Origin of the sequence: Caballeronia terrestris, assembly GCF_001544515.1 — a bacterium.
GTDB classification, from domain to species: Bacteria; Pseudomonadota; Gammaproteobacteria; order Burkholderiales; family Burkholderiaceae; genus Caballeronia; species Caballeronia terrestris.
The window spans coordinates 43319-61729 of record NZ_FCOL02000027.1; the positions used below are offsets into that span (position 1 = coordinate 43319).

The window sequence follows — 18411 nt, forward strand, 5'->3', positions numbered from 1 at the left end:
GCGAGCACGGGCACGCCCGTCCGCGCATCGCTCACATCGCCGCCGTCACGCGCGATAAACCTTCGCGCGTCATATACCGATAACGCGTCAGCGCCCACAGCGGGAAAAACTTGCGATACCCGTGATAACGCAGATAGAAAACCCGCGGAAAACCCGTCGCGGTGAACCGCGTTTCGTCCCACAGACCGTGCTCGCGCTGCGTCGCTTGCAGATACGCGACGCCGCGCGCCACCGCCGGGTGATCGATCTCGCCCGCCGCCATCAAACCGAGCAAGGCCCACGCGGTCTGCGACGCGGTACTTGGCGCCGCTTCGAATCCGCGATAGTCGAGCTTGTAGCTTTCGCCGTCCTCGCCCCAGCCGCCATCGGCGTTCTGGATGCCGATCAGCCATTCGGCCGCGCGCCGAACGCGCGAATCGGTCGGCGTAAGACCCGCCGCGTTCAGCGCGCAAAGCGCCGACCACGTCCCGTAGACGTAGTTCATGCCCCAGCGGCCGTACCAGCTTCCGTCGCTTTCCTGCGCGCGCAGGATGTAGTCGAGCGCGCGGCGGGCCGGCTCACTGTTCGCGGGCGTTTCGCCGAGTTCGGCGAGCATCGACAAACAGCGCGCCGAGACGTCGACGGTCGGCGGATCGAGCAGCGCGCCGTGGTCCGAAAACGGGATGTTGTTCAGGTACAACTGCGTGTTTTCGGGTTCGAATGCGCCCCAGCCGCCGTCGCTGCTCTGCATCCCGACGACCCATTCACGCGCCCGGGCGATCGCGTTTCCATAAAGCGCGGTGCCGTTTTCGCGGTCAGCGCGCTGCATCGCCATCACGACGACGGCCGTATCGTCGACATCGGGGTAATGCGGGTTCGCGAACTGGAACGCCCAGCCGCCGGGCCGAACGTCCGGCCGGCGCGAGATCCAGTCACCGCGCACATCCAGAATCTGCAGCGGACGCAGCCATTCCAGCCCGCGCGCTACCGCCGCCCGCGCCTTCGGCATACCAGTTTCGAGCAGCGCATGCGCCGCAAGCGACGTATCCCAGACAGGCGAAAGACACGGCTGGCAATACGCCTCCCCTTCCGGCGCTTCGTCGATGACGAGCAGTTTCTCCAACGATCGTCGGGCAATCGCGCGATTCGGATGATCTTCCGGATAGCCGAGCACGTCATACATCATCACGGAATTAGCCATCGCGGGATAAATCGCGCCGAGACCGTCCTCGCCGTTCAGCCTCTCGTCGACGAATTCGACTGCCTTGCGAATCGCCCGCTCGCGCGTCGTGCGCGGAAACAGGCCGTCCACGGTGCGCAGCACTTCATCGACGACACGAAAAAACGCAAACCATCCCTTGCTCTGGTGCGGCGCGCGCTTCAGCAAGCCCACATTTACTGGCGCCTCGTGAAACAACTCATCGATCCGCACGCCGCGCGGATTGCGCGCGAGCGGTCGCTTCGCGTTCAGCACGATCATCGGGACGATCACCGTGCGCGCCCAGTACGACACCTTCGTCAAATGGAACGGGAACCACTGCGGCAGCAGCATCATTTCGACGGGCATCATCGGCACCGCGCGCCACGGCAGCGCGCCGTACAGCGCGAGTTGCAAACGCGTGAACACGTTGGACTGCTCTGCGCCGCCCGCAGCCAGGATCGCGCGTCGGGCGCGCCGCATGTGCTCGGCATCGGGCGAATCGCCGATCATCTTCAGCGCGAAATACGCCTTGACGCTCGCGCTGATGTTCATCGCACCCTCGGCGAAAAGCGGCCATCCTCCGTCATCGAGCTGAATACGTCGCAGATAACGGCCGATCTTTGCTTCGAGTTCGAGGTTCGGCGTCTCGCCGAGGTAATGCACGAGCAGCACGTACTCGGCGGGAATCGTGGCGTCGGCTTCGAGTTCGTAGAGCCAGTAGCCGTCGGCGAATTGGGCGTCGAGCAGCGTGTCCGTCGCTTTCGCGACCGCTGCGTCGAGCCGGGCCCCCTGCGAGGCAACAGGAGCGAGCCGCTCGAGGCCCGGCATGGTGGTGTCGTTCATGATCTTTCCATCGATGGGTTCATCAGCGCATCCGCGGCCTGCTGTCCGGAGCGGATCGAGCCCTCAATTGTGGCGGGCAGGCCGGTGGCGGTCCAGTCGCCCGCCAGCATCAGATTGGGCCAGCGCGTGCGCGTCGCGGGGCGCAGGCTTTCCTGGCTTGGGATGGCGGCGAAAGTCGCGCTCCGTTCAATGACAATTTGCGACAACGGCATCGGCGCGGCGGGCAATCCGGCGACGGCCACCACCTCGCGCCAGAGCATTTTGGCGAGTTCGTCGTGCGGCGTGTCGATCAAACGGTCGGCGCTGCTGACCGTCATCGACATCCGGCCGTCGTAGGCGAAAAGCCAGTGGCCGACGCCGTTCAGCACGCACGTCATCGGCGGGAAGCCATGCGGCGGATCGACCGCGAAATGTGCTACCAGAATCGCGCGGAATTCATTCGGCGCCGTCAGTTCCGGCACGAGCGTCTGCGCGACGTCCGGCGGCACGGCGAGCACGACGCCGTCGCTCGCCGCGACCGCGAGCGGCCCGCTGCCGAAATCGAGCGAACTCACGCGCGGCTGAGAATCGCTGCCGGTAAAGCCGATGCCTTCGAGCCGCGCGCCGAGCCGGATATCGGCGCCGCCGTATTGCAGAAGCCTCAGCGCCGGTTCGACGAACGCGCGGCCCAAGGCAGCCTTCGCCGTTAGCGGCCGGCACGCCTGCCCACCCGCCGCGAGCGTTTCGCGCAGCACTTGCGCGGCGAGCAGCGCACTCGCCTCGGCGGGCTCGGCGTTCATCGCCGCGCGCAGGAACGGCCGCGCGAGCGCGTCCCAGACACGGCCCTGCGCGCGCATCGACTCCGCGACCGTGCGGCCTGGCTTCGCCCACAACAGCGACGCGAGCGGCAGATAGTCGGCCGGCTGCGTGCCGGGCACGCGCGCTTGCGGGTCGAAGATCCACTTCGGCAGACGGCCGGACGACAGACGCAGCGTCCAGCGCGCGCTGTCCTTCAAATCGAAGAACGGATAGTCGGGCTGCGTCGGGCCGACCAGTTCTTCGGCCGCGCCGATCGCGCGCGCATACGCGAGCGTCGCGTAATTACCGGACACGATGAAGTGGTTGCCGTTGTCGATCGTGGCGTTGAGCGTCGCGTCGAAATACGACCGGCAGCGCCCGCCCGCGTGCGGCGCGGCTTCGTGCAGCACGACGCGCGCGCCGCGCCGCTGCAATTGGACCGCTGCGGCGAGGCCCGACAGGCCGGCGCCGATCACGTGCACGAGTCGGGACATCAGAAAACGTTACGCGCGACGATCCACAACAGGCGCGAACGCGGCGTACGGACTTTCGTGCGCGGCAGGTCGAAGCCGCGCTTGAGATTGGCGTCGAGCACGCACCGGTACGCGCCCGCCATGATGCGCGGCGCGCGCACCTGGGCGCGGGGCGACGCGGCCATGATCGCGTTCGATTGCGTGAAGTGCCCGCGAGCGCGTTCGGCGAGAAGCGCGCAGACGGCCGGCAAGCGCGCATCGGCGATGATCGATGCGGGATCGGTCGTCGAGATGCCTTCGCGCGACAGCAGTTCGCGCGGCAAATACACGCGGCCGATGCCGGCGTCTTCGTCGATATCGCGCAGGATGTTGGTCAGTTGCAGCGCGCGGCCGAGATGATGCGCCAGGCGCCGGCCGGCGTCTTCGTGCATCCCGAATATCCTCACCGACAGCCGCCCGACCGCACTCGCGACGCGATCGCAATACACGTCGAGCGTGGCTTCGTCGGGCGCGACGATATCGCCGGCGGCGTCCATCGCCATGCCGTCGATCACGGCGTGGAAGTCGTCGCGGGAAAGCTGGAAGGCGTGGATGTGGCGCGTGAGCGCTTCGAGCGACTTCTTAGGCGTGCCGGTATAGCAGGCGTCGATGTCGGCGCGCCAGCGGTCGAGCGCGACCGCGCGCTCGCGGCGGGGCAGCGTGCCTTCGTCGGCGATATCGTCGACTGCGCGGCAGAACGCGTAGATCTGGTACATCGCGTCCCGCTGCGCAGCCGGCAGGATGCGCATCGCGAGATAGAACGAGCTGCCCGTGCTCACCTTGGCGGCATCAGGGGCGGCATCGTCGACGCTCAGATTGGAAACGGCCAAGTCGAACTCCGCTGTGGCGCCCCCACGGGCAATTTAAGGGATCGCGCGCTGCGCTCACGCGTCCCGAAGGCGGGGGCAAATTGCCGAAAGCGAACAGATAGACCAGCGCGCGCCGGTCCGCACAGCACCGGAAGCGGCGAAAAGTATAGCAATAATCGGCCCTTTTCGCGCTCATCCGGCCGGTGCTTCGGCCGCGCGCGCAATCAGACGAATCCGACGCTGCGGTTGCGTCCCTGCCGTTTCGCGCTGTAGAGCGCGGCATCGGCTTCGTTGATGAGCGCCTCGTAGGACGAGGTCGCGTCCTTTCTCGCCTGCGTGCCGCCGAAACTCGCCGACACGGTCACGCGCGTGCCGTGCACGTCGATTGGCGTCTCGCAGATCGCGCGCCGCACTTTCTCGGCGACGAACATCGCGTCGTCGAAGCCGGTGCACGGCAAGAGCAGCGCGAATTCCTCGCCGCCGAAGCGGCCGAACACGTCCTGCACGCGCACCGTCTGCGCGACGCGCCCGGCCATCACGCGCAGCACGGTGTCGCCGACCAGATGGCCGTGTTCGTCGTTGATGCGCTTGAAATGGTCGATGTCGAAGAGCAGCAGCGACAGCTCGCCGCCGTAGCGATGCCAGCGCGCGAATTCGTCGGCAAGACGCAGCTCGAAATAGCGGCGGTTCGCGATGCCCGTCAGGCCGTCGCGATCGGCGTATTCCTGGAGTTTCGCGACCGCTTCGTCACGGGCGCGCTGCATCATGCTCGCGTGCGTGGCATCGGAAATCGTGACGCAGACCGCCACCACGTCGCGCTCGCGCGTGAGCGGCATGAACGTGCAGTCCTGCTGCATGAAGTCGACGCCGCCCGTAATCGGCCGGTCGTGGTCGAATTTGAAGAGATACGGCCGCTGCTCCCACGAGCTGAACGCGAAACTGCCGAGCTGGAACACGCTTTCGACCTTGCGCGTGAGCCACACGCGCGGAAGCTCGGGAAAGCTCGCGAAAATCGATTTGCCGATCACCTGCTCGGCCGTCTTGCCGCTGTGGTCCTGCATGAAACGGTTCCACATCACGACGTTCAGGTCGCGATCGAGCACGAAAATCCCGAATCCGACCCGCTCGACGACCAGTTCGCTCAGCACGAGCCGCAGTTCGTTCATAAGCTGGAAAGAAGCGCGTCGAGCGCTTCGTTCATGCGCTGGATCGCGTCTTCGGCCATCAGCATGACGAGGTGCGCGCGGAAGCTGTGATCCTCCAGCGCGAAATTCACTTCCAGCAGCAGCGCGGTTTTCCAGGCGAGCATGTCGGGCTGGAAGACGTCGTCGAGGGCGAGATCGGTGCCGAGCATGCCCGGCGGCGAAAAGATCGGCGCGCGGCCGAGCCGGTCGAAGATGCACGACACGCAGGCGCCCATCAGCACGTTGGCGACGTCGAAGATCAGCTCGGTCTGCGAGGTCGTCTCGTAGGTCGACTTGGCGTACGGATCGTCGACGAGCGCGCACAGTTGCTCGACGCTGCCGCTCTTGCACAGCACGATCGCCTCGCCCTTGATGTCGGAGCGAAAGCCCTGACGCACGGCGGTGACGGTTCCGGTGATGCCGGTCATCGCGCGCAACGCCGCCGACGCCTCGGCGACGCTCACCACGCGCACCCGCGGCACCGACAGTTCGATGAAGGTGCCGAGCAGTTTCGACAGACGCGTCGCCGCCTGGCCCATCGCCATGTTGGCGACTTCCTGCAGCGCGTCGCGCTGGTCTTCGTTCATGGCTGGATCAGGCATGGAGACCGAACTCCTTCAGGACGGGGCGCAACGCCTCGGGCGTCACGGGCTTCGGCAAGAACGCGACCGCGCCGAGCGCGCGCACGCGTTCCTGCGCGAGCGGCTGCACATCCGCCGACACGACGATCACGAACGTGTTCAGGTCCTCGTGCTGGAGGGCGTCGAGCACCTGATAGCCCGTCATGTCGGGCATCGTGAGGTCGAGAAACATGACCGCCGCGCGGCCCGCGCGATAGTGGTCGAGCGCTTCGCGGCCGTTGGTGGCGTAGGAGATCTCGACGTCCCAGTCCTCGGGCAGCGCGCGCGTCAATACCTTGCGGGCGAGCAGGGAATCGTCGGCAATAACAATCGGCAAGGGCATGGTCGGCGGGATCGATAAAACGGTTTATTTGGCCGTGCGCATTCATTGAGTGCGTGCGACGCGCATACGGAGACGTTTACGGCGGCACTCGGTGCGGTCTTTATGAAACGCCCGGAAATTGCGTAGATGAAATCGTCTAGAAATGCGCGGGAAATGCGCACAAAGCCCGCTCGTGACGATTCGGCCGATTTTCCAGGGCGCTTTTCGGCGCGCTTGAAATGATCGGACGCTGTCGGCGGCGCGTGCCGGCGGCAGCCGGCAAGGTGCGGCGCAGGTGCGCGTAGGCACGCCAGGCGGCGATGGTGCGCGGCGTGGTCGGCGCGCGCGCAATAAGGGTGTCGTTCGGCATCATGAAGCCAGCCCCGTGCAGGATTCGCGCCAATCGGCCGAATCGTTCTTGGTTTTGCCTTTGTACAGTCGTGGCGCTGGCGGCTCGTGGCCGCTTTGCCCGTGTCTTCCCCGGAAGAACGCTGCGCAAAGGTCCTTGGTCTGCGGCTGCGCTCTTTAGGGCGCGAGTCCATCAGACGATTGGATTGTCCGATCAATGAGATATCAAAGCAACTCACCAAAACCCCGACATTACGCAATTTTTACGTTTTTTTACGTCAAACGAGAAAATACTTCTCAGTTTTTTTATGAGTGATATTCTTCATTCTTTTGTGTACGTTTGCGCTTATGGAAATCTCGCTGATTTCGATTTGTTGCGGAGGGGAAGCAATCGGAAATAATCACCGCTCTTGAATCGGCAGCCGATTATCTTTCGGCATGTTTTATGCGGCGGTCAGGGATTCGGCGTGGTTAAATCGCGTTATTCATTCGATATACCGCGCCAAACGTTTGCAGTAAGGGCACGCCAATTCTTTTAACTCCAGATGACCGCTTTCTGCCCGTTAAAAATTTCAAAACGTTCTTTCCATGACGTCGCTACGTGAGGAGCCCGACGGCGGGCCTGCCGCCGAGCAATGGCAGGACGAGCCGCCGTTCCCGGTCGTGCCCGAGCCCAACTTCGCCGCCCAGCGGCTGACGCTTTACGCGCTGCTGGTCGCGGCGATCGTGCTGCCGTTCATCTACGTCGCGTTCACGTCGTTCTTCGACTACCGCTCGCGCGTTGCCGCCGCCACCGACCTCGCCACGCGCAACGCGCGCGTCGCCGAGGAACACGCGCTCAAGGTCTTCGACATGAACGTGATGCTCAACGAGCGCGCGGTCGATCTCGTCGATGGCCTCGACGACGTCGCCATCCGCCGCGACGACCTCACGATCTACAAGAAGCTCAAGGCGATGGGCGGCAGCTATCCGCAGGTCGCGTCGGTGTCGATCTTCGGCGCCGACGGCACGCTCCTCGCGACGAGCCGCGCCTATCCGACGCCGTCCGTCTCCGTCGCCGACCGCCCGGATTTCGCCGGTTTGAAGGGCGGCGAGACGCTCGAGCAGGTGTCGCGCGTGATGACAGGGCGCGTCGCGGGCGAGCAGGTATTCAATACGGCGGTCACGCGCTTCAAAAGCGGCGGCGGATTCGGCGGCATGGTGTCAATCGCGCTGCGGCCCGCGTACTTCAATGCGTTCTACCGCGAGCTCATCGGCGACCAGCCGACCGTCTCGCTCGGCCTGTCGCGCTCGGACGGCGAAGTGCTCGCGTGGTATCCGCCGCGCCCGCCCGACCGGATGAGTCTCGCGCCGCATTCGCCGCTGCGTGCGGCGTACCGCGAAGGCACGCGAAGCGGCACCGTCGAAATGCGCTCGGGGCTCGATAACGAGATGAAGATCGTCGCGTTCCGGCGGGTCGGCAAATATCCGGTGTACGTGTCGAGCGGCTATCCGATCTCGACGATCTGGGCCGAATGGTATCGACATCTGACCGTGCTCGCGGTGTCGCTGTTCGCGCCGTGCATCGTGCTGTGGGGCGTGATCGGGCTGTCGCTCCGGCGTTTGGCGACCGAGGAGGAAGCGTGGGAGCGCTGGCGGGCGGAGGCGTCGATGCGGCGCTCGATTGAATCCGCGTACCGGCAGGCGCGCAAGATGGAAGCGCTCGGCAACCTGGTGGGCAACGTCGCGCACGACTTCAACAATCTGCTGATGATCGTGTCCACCAACGTGCAGATCGCCCGCCGGCGCGGCGCGCTCGGCCTCGACCGCGAGCTTTCCGCGATGGAACGCGCGCTGAAGGGCGGCCAGTCGCTCACGCGGCAATTGCTCGGCGTCGCGCGGAAGCAACCGTTGCGCAGCGAGACGATCGCTCCGGCCAAGTGGATCACGGCCGCGCGCGAGTTGCTCCGCGCGTCGCTCGGGGCGAAGGTCGCGCTGAGCGTCGAAGTGCGGCCCGACGCCTGGCCGATCCGCGTCGATCCCGCCGAACTGGAGCTCGCGCTCATCAACGTCGCGGTGAACGCGCGCGACGCGATGCCCAACGGCGGCACCTTCACCGTGCTCGCCGACAACATCACCTTCCGGCAAGAGGACGGCTTTCCGCTCGTCGGCGAGTTCGTGCAACTGACGCTCGAGGACACTGGCGCCGGCATGAGTTCCGACGTGCTCGGCCGCGCGTTCGAGCCGCTTTTCACGACCAAGCCGAAAGGCATGGGCACGGGCCTCGGTCTGCCGCAGGTGTTCGCGTTCTGCGAGCGCGCGGGCGGGCTCGCCACGATCGACAGCGCGATCGGCGCGGGCACGTCGGTGCGACTCTACCTGCCGCGCGCGGGCGCGGTGAATCCGCCGAGCGTGGCCGTCGAGGAGGAACCGGCGGCGCGCGTCGAAACGCACGGGCTGAACGTGCTGCTCGTCGAAGACAACGAGGAGGTCGCGGCGGGCACCGAGGCGCTCCTCGCGATGATGGGCCACCGCGTGACGTGCGTCTTCAACGCCGATGCCGCGCTCGTCCTGCTCGAAGCCGCGCGAGACGCCGATCCGCCCGCCGACGCATTTCCGTTCGATGTCGTGCTCTCGGACATCCACATGCCGGGGCGGCTGAACGGTATCGATCTCGCTGAAATCTTGCAGACGTTCGCGCCGCCCGTGCCGACGATCCTCGTCACCGGCTATGCGGAAGAGCTCGACCGCGCGCGCCAGGTCGATGCACGCGTGCTGTCGAAGCCGTTCGACATCGCACTGCTCGACTCGCTCCTGCAGGCGATCCGGGAAGGCGGCGAGGCGGCCCGCCGCGCAACGCGTTCCGCCGATCGCGCGACCGGCGACGCGGCTCATTGAAGCCGATCGTGGAAGTCGCTTCGTTTCTACCGATTTTGTAAAAAAAGCGCGCCGCCGATACCGCACGCCGCGCGCGTCGATCGCCGGGCGGCATCCGGCACGCGAGTTGCGTGAGGGTTGTGACATGCGCCGCACCGGTTTCGCGTGTGCCGCGTCCAGAGACCACATCCCTTTGCAGGAGGCATCATGCGACACACCGTCATCGGCGTTTTCGACACTTACGGCCAGGCCGATAACGCGCGTTCGGCCCTGACGGCCGCCGGCTTCTCGCACGGCGACATCGAATTGCAGGCTAACCCGCAGCGCGACGATGCAGCCGAACCGTCGCTCGCACCCGACGCCGAAACACACGCCGAACCGGGCGTGCTCGCGAACATCGAGCGCTTCTTCTCGATGCTGTTCGGCGGGCGCGACCAGCCGCCGGAAGTCGCGCATTATTCGGAAGCGGTTCGGCGCGGGGCGGTCCTTGTCGCCGTCGATACCGACAGCGAAGCGCAGGCCGACATCGCCCGCACGACGCTCGCCGACCAGGGCGCGATTGACATCGACGAACGCGCCGCCAGTTGGGGCACGCTCGGCCATTCGCCATCGGCGCCAGCATCGGATACCCGCGATCATTCGCTGCTCGACGAACTTGGCCTCGGTAGCGGCAGCGCCGTGCCGGGGACTCGGCCGGTGGATGAGGATTCCGTGTATCGCACGTCGTCGGAGGTGAATCGCGCGCGGGCGTATCCGCGCGCGGACGTCGGCGATCCGTCGGTCGCAGCGGCGCAGCCGGTGCTCGATCCGCTCGCCGATCCGCTCGGCAACCCGTTGCGTGCGCAGGACCCCGCGACCCTCGCGCCGCGTGACACCTTCACCGAAAGCCCCGCCGCCGATCCGCTCGGACCGCTCGACATGCCCGCGACGCGCGAAGATTCACTCGCTCGCGGCGCGCCCGCCGGACGCGATCCGCTGACGGCGAGCGACATCGGCTCGCCCGCCCAGCGCGATCCGCTTGGGGCCGATTCCGTCTCTGAACGCGATGCGCTCGCCGGCCACGGTGCGCTCGGCGCGAGCCCGGCGGGATCGGCGGTGCGCGACGCCATCGCCGATAGCGATGCGCTCGGCGGGCGCGATGCGACGTATGAGTACGATCCGGAAAAGAATCGCGACGCAGCCGCAGCAGCCGCCCGCGATCCGCTGCCCGGCACGCGTAGCGATACGGCGGCCGACTGGCGCCCGGTGAACGCGCTCGACGGCACCGACGCCGCCGCCAACGATTCCTTCGCGACGCGCGGTGCAGTGCCCTCTGCAACGCCGGTCGGTGCGCCGGGAGCGCTCGGCCCGCAAACCGTCCCCGACGAGTACATGGAATACGAGGGCGATTTCCGCACGCACTATGACTCGAAGTACGCGGAGTCGGGCTTGCCGTACGAGGATTACGAAGGCGCGTATCGCTACGGCGCGACACTCGGCAACGACGATCGTTTCCGCAACCGCCAGTGGGACGACCAGATGGAATACGAGCTGCAACGCGACTGGGAAGGCCGCCATCCGGATGGCGGCGGCGATACGTGGGAGCGCTTCAAGGCTGCAGTACGTCATGGCTGGGACCGCGTGACGGGGCATCACCACGTTTGACGTCGGAAGCAAGCTCACAATGAACGACGGCCCGCTAGTGCGGGCCGTTTTTTCTGAGATGCGTTGAGCGGATCAAACGTTCGCGTGATCCTTCACCCACGCGACGTATTTATCCATGAACCCCTGCAGATACTTGCGCGTGTCCTCACTCACGATGTTTCCGTTCGCATCGATGCGCGTCTCGTCGTGCTTGATGAACATCTCCGGCTGTCCCAGCAGCGCGACATCGAGATAAGCGCAGACGTTGCGCAGATGCGATTGCGCGAGCGCCGTCCCGATCGCCCCGACCGAAGTCCCGATCACCGCGCCCGGCTTCCCGCCCCAAGCGCTTTGTCCCCACGGCCGCGAGCCCCAGTCGATCGCGTTCTTCAGCACGCCCGGAATCGAGCGGTTGTATTCCGGCGTGACGAACAGCAGCGCGTTCGCCTCGGTGAGCTTCTGCTTGAGCGTGCGCGCGGCTTCGGGGAAATCGGCGTCGTAGTCCTGGCTGTAGAGCGGCAGGTTGCCGATATCGAGGAACTCGAACGTGAAATCGCCCGGCGCAAGCGAGACGAGCGCGTGCGCGAGCTGCTTGTTGAACGACTCACGACGCAGGCTTCCGACGACCACCGCAACTTTGTAGGGCATGACTTGGTTTCCTGTGAATGAGTGAACAAAGACATCGGGCGGCGGCGGATATCGACGAACGCTTCGGCACATCTCGCCGCATGAGGCCGCCGACGAACCGCTTATACGACTGCTTATCATAGGCGCCGGATTGCGAACCTGCATGCGCGCCAAGTGTGCAGTGCGCAATAGCGGTGCAACCCGGGCGATGGCGCATGCCCTCGCCCTTCCGACCGCGATTTCCACAAAGTTATGCACAGAAAATGTGGATAAGTTGAGGAGATGGTGGCATCACGTTTAGTTTTGAAACGGTAAACGTGGAAAGAGCGCCCTCGGGCGCTCTTTCTGGTCAAACGCGGCCAACTCGTCGCGCTTACTGTCCGAAAAATACGTTGCATTGCGATGCCGGGCCCTGGCACGACGTCGACGATGCATCGGCGGCTTGCGCGGCGCCCGCGGCGGCCAGCAGAGCGACAGAAGCGATGAGTGCGGAGAGGATGCGTTTCATGAGACACCTTCGGGAAGTTCGTTGAAACGATCGGAATCGATCGAGTGGAACGAAGCTTAACTATGGAGCGTTCGCAGAAAAATCCCGATACCGCCAACTAATTCTTACTGAATTCACAATAATTAGAACGATCGGACGCTCGCGCACCAAAGCGCTGCATGCCAGCATTTCCACGATTAACGACAACAATGTGTTGGTTCAATCGATATTAATGTCCGATAGCTTTTCTCCTAGACTGCATTCAACCGATGCACTTCCTCTGCATGGGACTGCATGGGCCAAAGGAGACTCTTGATGAAACGCACTCTGATCAAAGCATTGCTGATTTCCACCGCTCTCGTCGCCACCGCGCCCGCGTTTGCCGCCGAATACGTGCAAGCGCAAGCGACCGCCGATGGCGCCAAAACGCGCGCCGAAGTGAAGGCCGAATTGGCCACCGCCCGCCGCAATGGCGACCTCGACGCCGTCAACATCAGTACGTACCCGCAATTGCTGCCGTATCAGCAGCGCCATGCGCAGACCGTCGCGATGCGTGCGCAACGCACGCAGTGACCTGAAGCCTTAGCGCGAAGAACAGGCCTCCTCCACCCATCAGTCAGATGGTGGTTTCGCCCGGCGTCTCATCCCCGCCGGGCGCTTTTTTTGCGTTTTCACGCAAGCATCGCCGCGAGACAAAGCGTGACCGTGACCAGCGAGACGAGCGTCGAAAAAAGAATCGCCGTCGATGTCACCGCCGCCTCCCGTCGATAAAACTCCGCGAGCATGAAGGGGCCCGTGCCCGTCGGCAGCGCGCTCAGGAGCACGGCCGTCTTCGCCCACATCGGCGGCAGCGTGAATACATGGAACGCGAGCCACCACGTCAGCAAAGGCTGCGCGACGAGTTTCGCCGCGACCAGCGCGCTCGCCGTCCTGGCATCGCGTGCGTGAGATTTCTCTCCAAGGAAAAGTCCGAGCGCGACCAGCGCGCAGGGACTCGCCGCACCGCCGAGCAGTTTTAGAAACGCCTGCGCGCCGCCCGACACATGCAAACCCGCCCCACTCCACAACGCGCCCGCGAGCGGCGCGATCAACAGCGGATTCAGCATCAACGATCTGGCGACGCGCCGCATCGTCGCGCCGATGTGACGCTCGCTCTGCAAGCCGAGTTCGATCATCACGATCGCGACGGCGAACAGCACGCACACGGTCATGATCGTCGCGATGACGGCGGGCGCGAGGCTCGGCTGTCCGAACGCGAGCAGGCAGAGCGGCAGGCCGATGTAGCCGGTGTTGGGATAGGCGGCGTTGAGGCCGTCGAGGCTTGCGTCGGCGAGATGGCGCGACTGCTTCAGCCGCACGAACACCGTCGCGGCAAAGACGACACCCGAGCCGATTCCGAACACCGCGATGAACGACGGCTCGTCGAGCATGCTCCACGGCGTCTTCGCCATGATGTCGAAGAGCAGCGCGGGCAGCGCGAGATACACGACGAAGCGGTTCAGTTCCGACGACGCATGCGGCCCGAGCCAGTTCAGCTTGCGGCATGCATAGCCCGCGAAGATCAGGCCGAAGATCGGCAGGATGATCGTAACGAGCGGCGTGAAGAACGATGACAGCATGTAGACGGATCGCGCTAATGGTTGGATGAGGCGCGCAAAGCATAGCCTGTCGAGACGCAAAGGTGAGACATTGCGGGAGCCGGTGAAGGGTGAGTCGCGATGGACCGTCGAAGCTCACGATTGCCCGATTACCAGTATTTCTAAGCATCGTTCGTCTTCAATGAGCATTCTCAACGAAAGCTTGCAAAGCCTTGTTTCATATAGCTTTGCGCGGTTTATCGGGATGCGCTGATGAAGCTGGAGAGTAGATCGTTGCATACGCAACAGATGATTGCGCACACAATTCCCGTTCGTTCCCATGCCGCTCAGGTGAGCGAATACGGGACCCGCGAAAAGGTCTCTGGAGAAGCTCGACACCGGCGCATCAGCCTTTTGTATAAACGCAATTGCATCAATGGCTTGCATCATGGATTCGAAGTGCTTTCCTCATTGTGCGTTTGAAACCAAACGTCCTAAAGGTGAGCGCTTTCGGGACCAAGGCTTGCTCTCTCGCTTGGCTCCAACATCACGGAACGGCACATCGATGACCATCAAACGACCCTGGATCTATGGTGCCGCCGCACTGCTCGCCGTCGGCGGAATCGGGCTGATCGCCGCCTGCGCGACGCAAGGCAAGAGCGGCAACGCAAACGTGCCGCAGCCGGCGAAAGCCGTCGACCTCGATCGCTACCTTGGCCGCTGGTATGAGTTCGCGCGCTATGAGAACCGCTTCGAGCGCGATTGCGAAGCCGTCACCGCCGACTACAACACGCGAGACGACGGCCTCATCTCCGTCGTCAACGCATGCCGCGCGGGCGGGCTAACCGGGCCGTACAAATCGGCGGAGGGGCGCGCGAAGATTGTCCCGGAATCGGGTAACGCGAAGCTGAAGGTATCTTTCTTCGGGCCGTTCTATGTGGGCGACTACTGGGTGCTCGATCACGCCGACGACTACACCTGGTCGATCGTCGGCGAGCCGAGCGGCTGCTATCTCTGGATACTGACGCGCGAGGCGAAGCCTGCGGCGGCGGCGCGCACGGCGTTGGTGGAACGGGTGCGCGCGCTCGGCTACGACGTCACGATGCTGCGCGAGACGCAGCACGAATAGGTCACTCGATCAGGAAACGCTCTTTGTTCTTGCCGGTGAGCCACGCGGGCGCGCGGCCGCGTCCGCTCCACGTTTCGCCCGTCTTTGGATTGCGGTATTTCGGCGGCAGCGGCGGCCGCTTGATGGCAGCGGCGCCCTTGACGCGCACGTTGCGAAAGCCGAGTTCCTCGGCGGTCAGTCCGTACTCGGCGATCTTTTGCTTGATCTCGACGATGGCGTCGGCGACTTCCTTCTCGCGCGCCGCCACCACTTCGGCCTGCAGCTTTTCGAGTTGCGCGGTGAGTTGCTTGTAGGTGGGCATCGAGCGCCTCCGTAGTGATTCCTCACACAAGAGACCTCGAAAACGGAAAAAAGTGCCGCTAAAGCTAATCGTCGATGGCGTCGTACAGCAGACGCTCGAATTCCTGCGCGATCGGGAACGGATCCTCCGCGCGCCGCTGGATCATGAAGAGCCCGATCATGTCCTCGACGGGATCGGCGAACCAGCTCGTACCGAGCGCGCCCGGCCAGCCGAATGTCCCCGCCGACCGATAGCCGCCACGCAATTGCCGCGCGGCATCGTCGACGATGGAGAGGCCGAGGCCAAAGCCCTGGCTCGCCCACACCGGATAGCCGAACGCCGGAATGCGGCGCTGCTCGGCGGTCAGGAAGTTCGAGCGCATTAAATCGACCGATTTGTGCGACAGAAGGCGCGGACCGTTCATGCGCTCGGCGGCAGCGCCTTGCAAGCGGCCCCGGCCGAGCAGCACGCGCGCGAATCGCAGATAGTCGTCGACCGTGGAGACGAGTCCGCCGCCGCCGCTTTGAAAGCGTTCCGGCTTGATCCAGCGGCTCGTCACCGGATGATCCTCGACGACGAGCCGCTTGCTCGCGGAATCGACGGCGTAGGACGTCGAGAGCCGCGCCGCCTTCTCCGGCGGCACGACGAAGCCGGTATCCGGCATGCCGAGCTGCTCGAAGATGCGCGTGCGGAAAAACTCGCCGAGCGGCATGCCCGATACGCGATGGATCAGCGCGCCGAGCACGTCGGTCGTGATGCCGTAATGCCAGCGCGTGCCGGGCTGGAACATCAGCGGCAACTCGGCGACGTGGTCGAGCCAGACGCCCGGATCGACCATCATGTCGAAGCCGTTGAACACGCGCTCGTAGGCTTCGGACAGCGCGCCGAGCGCCGTGAAGTGATACGCGAAACCCGCGCGATGCGTCAGCAGGTCGAGCAGCGTAATCGGCGTGTTGAGCGGTTCGGTGAGGTCGAGCGGACCGTCGGGCGAGGCGAGCACGGCGAGGTTCGCGAGCTCGGGCAGCCACTTCGACACGGGCGTCTGGAAATCGAGCCGCCCTTCCTCGACCAGCATCAGCGCGGCGACGCTCGTCACCGGCTTGGTCATCGACGCGATGCGGAACAGCGTGTCGCGGGTCATCGGCTGGCGCGATTCGAGATCGCGGACGCCGAGCGCATCGATGTGGCCGATCTCGCCGTGCCGCCACACCAGCGTGACGATGCCGGCGACGTCACCCGCATCGACGTAGCGCTGCATTGCTTGGCTCAGGCGGGCGAGGCGGTCTGGATCAAAGCCGGCTGCGTGCATCGGTTCTCCTTGTTCTTGCCACGCCTTTCATTGCGTTTTGCAGGCGATCAGCAGGCCGTTCTGGCCATTGTCGGTGGATTGTTCCAGCACGTCGTAGCTCGCGCCCTGGCAGGTGGCGCGCGCGTTCTGCTGGCAAAGGGTCCAGCCGCCGTACGCGGGGCACTGGATCAGCGTGGTCGGGCGGCCGTCGGAGGAAAAAAGCGGCGGCGCGCTGCTGCAGCCGGTGAGCGCCGACACTGTTGCCGCGAAAGAAATAGAAAGGCTGAGTGCTCGTCCGATCATCCTAACCCCTTGTTCACGTTGTTTTTTTTGATGTTTGGAGTATGCCATGCAGGCGTGCGCTTCATACGTCGATGCCGAGCGCCACGATCTTTTTGTAAAGCGTCGCGCGCCCCATGCCGATGCGTTTCGCCGCTTCGGTCACGCGTCCGCCGCATGCGGCGAGCGCATCGGCCAAAAAGGATTTCTCGAAGGCGGCCATTGCGTGGGCGTAGGACGTCACCGGTTCGTCCGCGTTTGGCTGCAAGTCCGACGGCGCCTGCACCCGTGCCGAGCCGATGAACGGCGCGAGCGCGCGGGCATCGATATGTTCGCTGTCTGAAAGCATCAGCGCCCGTTCGAGCGTGTTGCGCAACTCGCGGACGTTGCCCGGCCACGGATACGCGCAGAGGAGCCGCAGCGCGTCGTCCTGCAGGACGACGTGGCCGGCGTCGCCGGGACGCGCCTGCGTCGCCAGGTCTTCGAGGATCGCGTAGGCGAGCGCCTCGATGTCGGCCAAACGATCGCGCAGCGGCGGCGCGTGGATCGTCAGCACGTTCAGCCGATAGAACAAATCCGCGCGAAAACGCCCCGCCGCGACGAGCGCGGGCAGATCGGCGGAGGTCGCCGCGATGATCCGCACGTCCGCGCGCACGATACGGTTCGACCCGAGCGGCTCGAACTCCTTGTCCTGCAAAACGCGCAGGAGCTTGCCCTGGAGCGGCAGCGGCATGTCGCCGATTTCATCGAGAAAGAGCGTGCCGCCGTCCGCGAGTTCGAATTTGCCGACGCGTCCCTTGCGATCCGCGCCCGTATAGGCGCCCGGCGCCGCGCCGAAGAACTCGACTTCGAGCAGCGTATCGGGGATCGCCGCGACATTCACCGTGACGAGCGGCTTCGCGGCGCGCGTCGACGTGCCGTGGATCGCGTGCGCGAGCAGTTCCTTGCCGGTGCCGGTTTCGCCGAGCAAGAGCACCGGCGACTCGACTTGCGCCGCCCGCCGTGCCTGACGCTTCACTTCAAGGCTCGCCGCGCTCGTGCCGACGAAGCTCGCGAACGTGTATTTCGCGCGCCGCGCCTGCGCGAGCGACTGGCGCGTCGCGATTAGTTCCTGCTGCACGCGCGAGTAATGCGCGAAAAGCGGTGTGAGCGCCTTCATTTCGTCGAAAAGCGCGAAGCCGATGGCGCCGACGGTCGCGCCGTGGTCGTCCTTCAGCGGCAGGCGCGTGACGACGAGCGGCTCGCGGTCGGTTTCGAGCACGTCGAGCAGGATCGGCTTGCCGGTCATGACGACTTCGCGCATCAGGCTGTGCGGGATCACGGCTTCGCAGTCGCGGCCGATCGCGTCTTCCGGGTCGGAAAAGCCGAAGCGCGCCGCGTAGCGCTTGTTGATCCACACGACGCGCGCGTCCGCATCGACGATGAAGGTGCCTTCGCTCAGGTTCTCGAAGGTCTTGAAGAGCGACTCCATCGCGCGGCGAAGGACATCGCTGTAGTTGGCGGGTACGGTTGTCCAGTCGTTGTGCATCACGTCTCCTGTCGACCAGAGTTGGCGCTTTTGCGCTTAACTCTGGCTCCATGCAACGAAGTTGCGCCTTGGTCTCTTTATTGAGACAGAATATCTCATAAATGAGACAGCCCGCAACGCCCCGTTCATTCTATGCAGCGAG

General features: G+C 64.8%; 18 protein-coding genes. 4 read left to right on the plus strand and 14 right to left on the minus strand.

Features of this window, described 5'->3' with window-relative positions:
• Positions 1 to 31: 31 nt before the first annotated feature.
• From shc to AWB67_RS21270, 7 genes are all read right to left on the minus strand, one after another.
• Positions 32 to 2008, minus strand: coding sequence for a squalene--hopene cyclase (gene shc, locus AWB67_RS21240; RefSeq protein WP_235025250.1), 1977 nt, complete (start codon positions 2006 to 2008; stop codon positions 32 to 34).
• Between the two features lie 11 nt (positions 2009 to 2019).
• Positions 2020 to 3294: a hydroxysqualene dehydroxylase HpnE gene (hpnE, locus tag AWB67_RS21245; RefSeq protein ID WP_087658199.1), complete on the minus strand. Its 1275-nt coding sequence runs from the start codon at positions 3292 to 3294 to the stop codon at positions 2020 to 2022.
• Positions 3294 to 4142 (minus strand): presqualene diphosphate synthase HpnD, encoded by an 849-nt coding sequence (gene hpnD, locus AWB67_RS21250; protein WP_087658200.1) that lies wholly within the window; start codon positions 4140 to 4142, stop codon positions 3294 to 3296. The genes hpnE and hpnD overlap by 1 nt, the downstream gene beginning before the upstream one ends.
• A 203-nt stretch (positions 4143 to 4345) precedes the next feature.
• Complete coding sequence (locus tag AWB67_RS21255) at positions 4346 to 5287, minus strand: GGDEF domain-containing protein (RefSeq protein WP_087658201.1); 942 nt, start codon at positions 5285 to 5287, stop codon at positions 4346 to 4348.
• Positions 5284 to 5907 (minus strand): chemotaxis protein CheC, encoded by a 624-nt coding sequence (locus AWB67_RS21260; protein WP_087658202.1) that lies wholly within the window; start codon positions 5905 to 5907, stop codon positions 5284 to 5286. Before AWB67_RS21260 ends, AWB67_RS21255 begins: the two co-directional genes overlap by 4 nt.
• Positions 5900 to 6268, minus strand: a complete 369-nt coding sequence (locus tag AWB67_RS21265) for a response regulator (protein ID WP_087658203.1) — start codon at positions 6266 to 6268, stop codon at positions 5900 to 5902. The genes AWB67_RS21260 and AWB67_RS21265 overlap by 8 nt, the downstream gene beginning before the upstream one ends.
• A gap of 136 nt (positions 6269 to 6404) precedes the next feature.
• A complete protein-coding gene (locus tag AWB67_RS21270; RefSeq protein ID WP_087658204.1) occupies positions 6405 to 6650 on the minus strand; it encodes a hypothetical protein in 246 nt (81 codons plus the stop codon).
• A 533-nt stretch (positions 6651 to 7183) separates the two neighbouring features.
• On the opposite strand from AWB67_RS21270, the gene AWB67_RS21275 reads away from it, so the two are divergent.
• Positions 7184 to 9472 (plus strand): hybrid sensor histidine kinase/response regulator family protein, encoded by a 2289-nt coding sequence (locus AWB67_RS21275; RefSeq protein WP_087658205.1) that lies wholly within the window; start codon positions 7184 to 7186, stop codon positions 9470 to 9472.
• A 186-nt stretch (positions 9473 to 9658) separates the two neighbouring features.
• A complete protein-coding gene (locus AWB67_RS21280) occupies positions 9659 to 11095 on the plus strand; it encodes a hypothetical protein (RefSeq protein WP_087658206.1) in 1437 nt (478 codons plus the stop codon).
• 72 nt (positions 11096 to 11167) lie between these two features.
• On the opposite strand, the gene AWB67_RS21285 is transcribed toward AWB67_RS21280, so the two are convergent.
• Complete coding sequence (locus tag AWB67_RS21285; protein ID WP_087658207.1) at positions 11168 to 11722, minus strand: NADPH-dependent FMN reductase; 555 nt, start codon at positions 11720 to 11722, stop codon at positions 11168 to 11170.
• Between the two features lie 352 nt (positions 11723 to 12074).
• Positions 12075 to 12209, minus strand: coding sequence for a hypothetical protein (locus tag AWB67_RS43010; protein ID WP_268808093.1), 135 nt, complete (start codon positions 12207 to 12209; stop codon positions 12075 to 12077).
• Between the two features lie 294 nt (positions 12210 to 12503).
• Between AWB67_RS43010 and AWB67_RS21290 the strand changes: the two genes are divergently transcribed.
• The gene (locus tag AWB67_RS21290) at positions 12504 to 12761 is read left to right on the plus strand and encodes a DUF4148 domain-containing protein (protein WP_087658208.1); all 258 of its coding nucleotides are present in this window, start codon (positions 12504 to 12506) and stop codon (positions 12759 to 12761) included.
• A gap of 98 nt (positions 12762 to 12859) precedes the next feature.
• Here the strand turns inward: AWB67_RS21290 and AWB67_RS21295 are convergent, their stop codons facing one another.
• Positions 12860 to 13807, minus strand: coding sequence for an AEC family transporter (locus AWB67_RS21295; RefSeq protein WP_087658209.1), 948 nt, complete (start codon positions 13805 to 13807; stop codon positions 12860 to 12862).
• Positions 13808 to 14330: 523 nt separating this feature from the next.
• On the opposite strand from AWB67_RS21295, the gene AWB67_RS21300 reads away from it, so the two are divergent.
• The gene (locus AWB67_RS21300) at positions 14331 to 14894 is read left to right on the plus strand and encodes a lipocalin family protein (RefSeq protein ID WP_087658210.1); all 564 of its coding nucleotides are present in this window, start codon (positions 14331 to 14333) and stop codon (positions 14892 to 14894) included.
• A gap of 1 nt (position 14895) precedes the next feature.
• On the opposite strand, the gene AWB67_RS21305 is transcribed toward AWB67_RS21300, so the two are convergent.
• The 4 genes from AWB67_RS21305 to AWB67_RS21320 all read right to left on the minus strand — a co-directional run bounded on the left by AWB67_RS21305 (position 14896) and on the right by AWB67_RS21320 (position 18269).
• The gene (locus AWB67_RS21305) at positions 14896 to 15195 is read right to left on the minus strand and encodes an H-NS histone family protein (RefSeq protein ID WP_087658211.1); all 300 of its coding nucleotides are present in this window, start codon (positions 15193 to 15195) and stop codon (positions 14896 to 14898) included.
• Positions 15196 to 15259: 64 nt separating this feature from the next.
• Entirely contained in the window at positions 15260 to 16483 is a 1224-nt protein-coding gene (locus tag AWB67_RS21310; protein ID WP_087658212.1) for a serine hydrolase domain-containing protein, read from the minus strand.
• A 27-nt stretch (positions 16484 to 16510) separates the two neighbouring features.
• Complete coding sequence (locus tag AWB67_RS21315) at positions 16511 to 16813, minus strand: hypothetical protein (protein ID WP_235025246.1); 303 nt, start codon at positions 16811 to 16813, stop codon at positions 16511 to 16513.
• A 13-nt stretch (positions 16814 to 16826) separates the two neighbouring features.
• Entirely contained in the window at positions 16827 to 18269 is a 1443-nt protein-coding gene (locus AWB67_RS21320) for a sigma-54 interaction domain-containing protein (protein WP_087658214.1), read from the minus strand.
• Between the last annotated feature and the right edge of the window lie 142 nt (positions 18270 to 18411).

What these genes read in the sequence shown, in the direction of transcription:
- AWB67_RS21315 (WP_235025246.1), bottom strand. Translation starts at nt 16,813, where the DNA reads ATGGCATACTCCAAACATCAAAAAAAACAACGTGAACAAGGGGTTAGG.
- AWB67_RS21305 (WP_087658211.1), bottom strand. Translation starts at nt 15,195, where the DNA reads ATGCCCACCTACAAGCAACTCACCGCGCAACTCGAAAAGCTGCAGGCC.
- AWB67_RS21320 (WP_087658214.1), bottom strand. Translation starts at nt 18,269, where the DNA reads ATGCACAACGACTGGACAACCGTACCCGCCAACTACAGCGATGTCCTT.
- AWB67_RS43010 (WP_268808093.1), bottom strand. Translation starts at nt 12,209, where the DNA reads ATGAAACGCATCCTCTCCGCACTCATCGCTTCTGTCGCTCTGCTGGCC.
- AWB67_RS21300 (WP_087658210.1), top strand. Translation starts at nt 14,331, where the DNA reads ATGACCATCAAACGACCCTGGATCTATGGTGCCGCCGCACTGCTCGCC.
- AWB67_RS21310 (WP_087658212.1), bottom strand. Translation starts at nt 16,483, where the DNA reads ATGCACGCAGCCGGCTTTGATCCAGACCGCCTCGCCCGCCTGAGCCAA.
- hpnE (WP_087658199.1), bottom strand. Translation starts at nt 3,294, where the DNA reads ATGTCCCGACTCGTGCACGTGATCGGCGCCGGCCTGTCGGGCCTCGCC.
- AWB67_RS21255 (WP_087658201.1), bottom strand. Translation starts at nt 5,287, where the DNA reads ATGAACGAACTGCGGCTCGTGCTGAGCGAACTGGTCGTCGAGCGGGTC.
- AWB67_RS21275 (WP_087658205.1), top strand. Translation starts at nt 7,184, where the DNA reads ATGACGTCGCTACGTGAGGAGCCCGACGGCGGGCCTGCCGCCGAGCAA.
- AWB67_RS21260 (WP_087658202.1), bottom strand. Translation starts at nt 5,907, where the DNA reads ATGCCTGATCCAGCCATGAACGAAGACCAGCGCGACGCGCTGCAGGAA.
- AWB67_RS21290 (WP_087658208.1), top strand. Translation starts at nt 12,504, where the DNA reads ATGAAACGCACTCTGATCAAAGCATTGCTGATTTCCACCGCTCTCGTC.
- AWB67_RS21295 (WP_087658209.1), bottom strand. Translation starts at nt 13,807, where the DNA reads ATGCTGTCATCGTTCTTCACGCCGCTCGTTACGATCATCCTGCCGATC.
- AWB67_RS21280 (WP_087658206.1), top strand. Translation starts at nt 9,659, where the DNA reads ATGCGACACACCGTCATCGGCGTTTTCGACACTTACGGCCAGGCCGAT.
- AWB67_RS21285 (WP_087658207.1), bottom strand. Translation starts at nt 11,722, where the DNA reads ATGCCCTACAAAGTTGCGGTGGTCGTCGGAAGCCTGCGTCGTGAGTCG.
- AWB67_RS21265 (WP_087658203.1), bottom strand. Translation starts at nt 6,268, where the DNA reads ATGCCCTTGCCGATTGTTATTGCCGACGATTCCCTGCTCGCCCGCAAG.
- shc (WP_235025250.1), bottom strand. Translation starts at nt 2,008, where the DNA reads ATGCCGGGCCTCGAGCGGCTCGCTCCTGTTGCCTCGCAGGGGGCCCGG.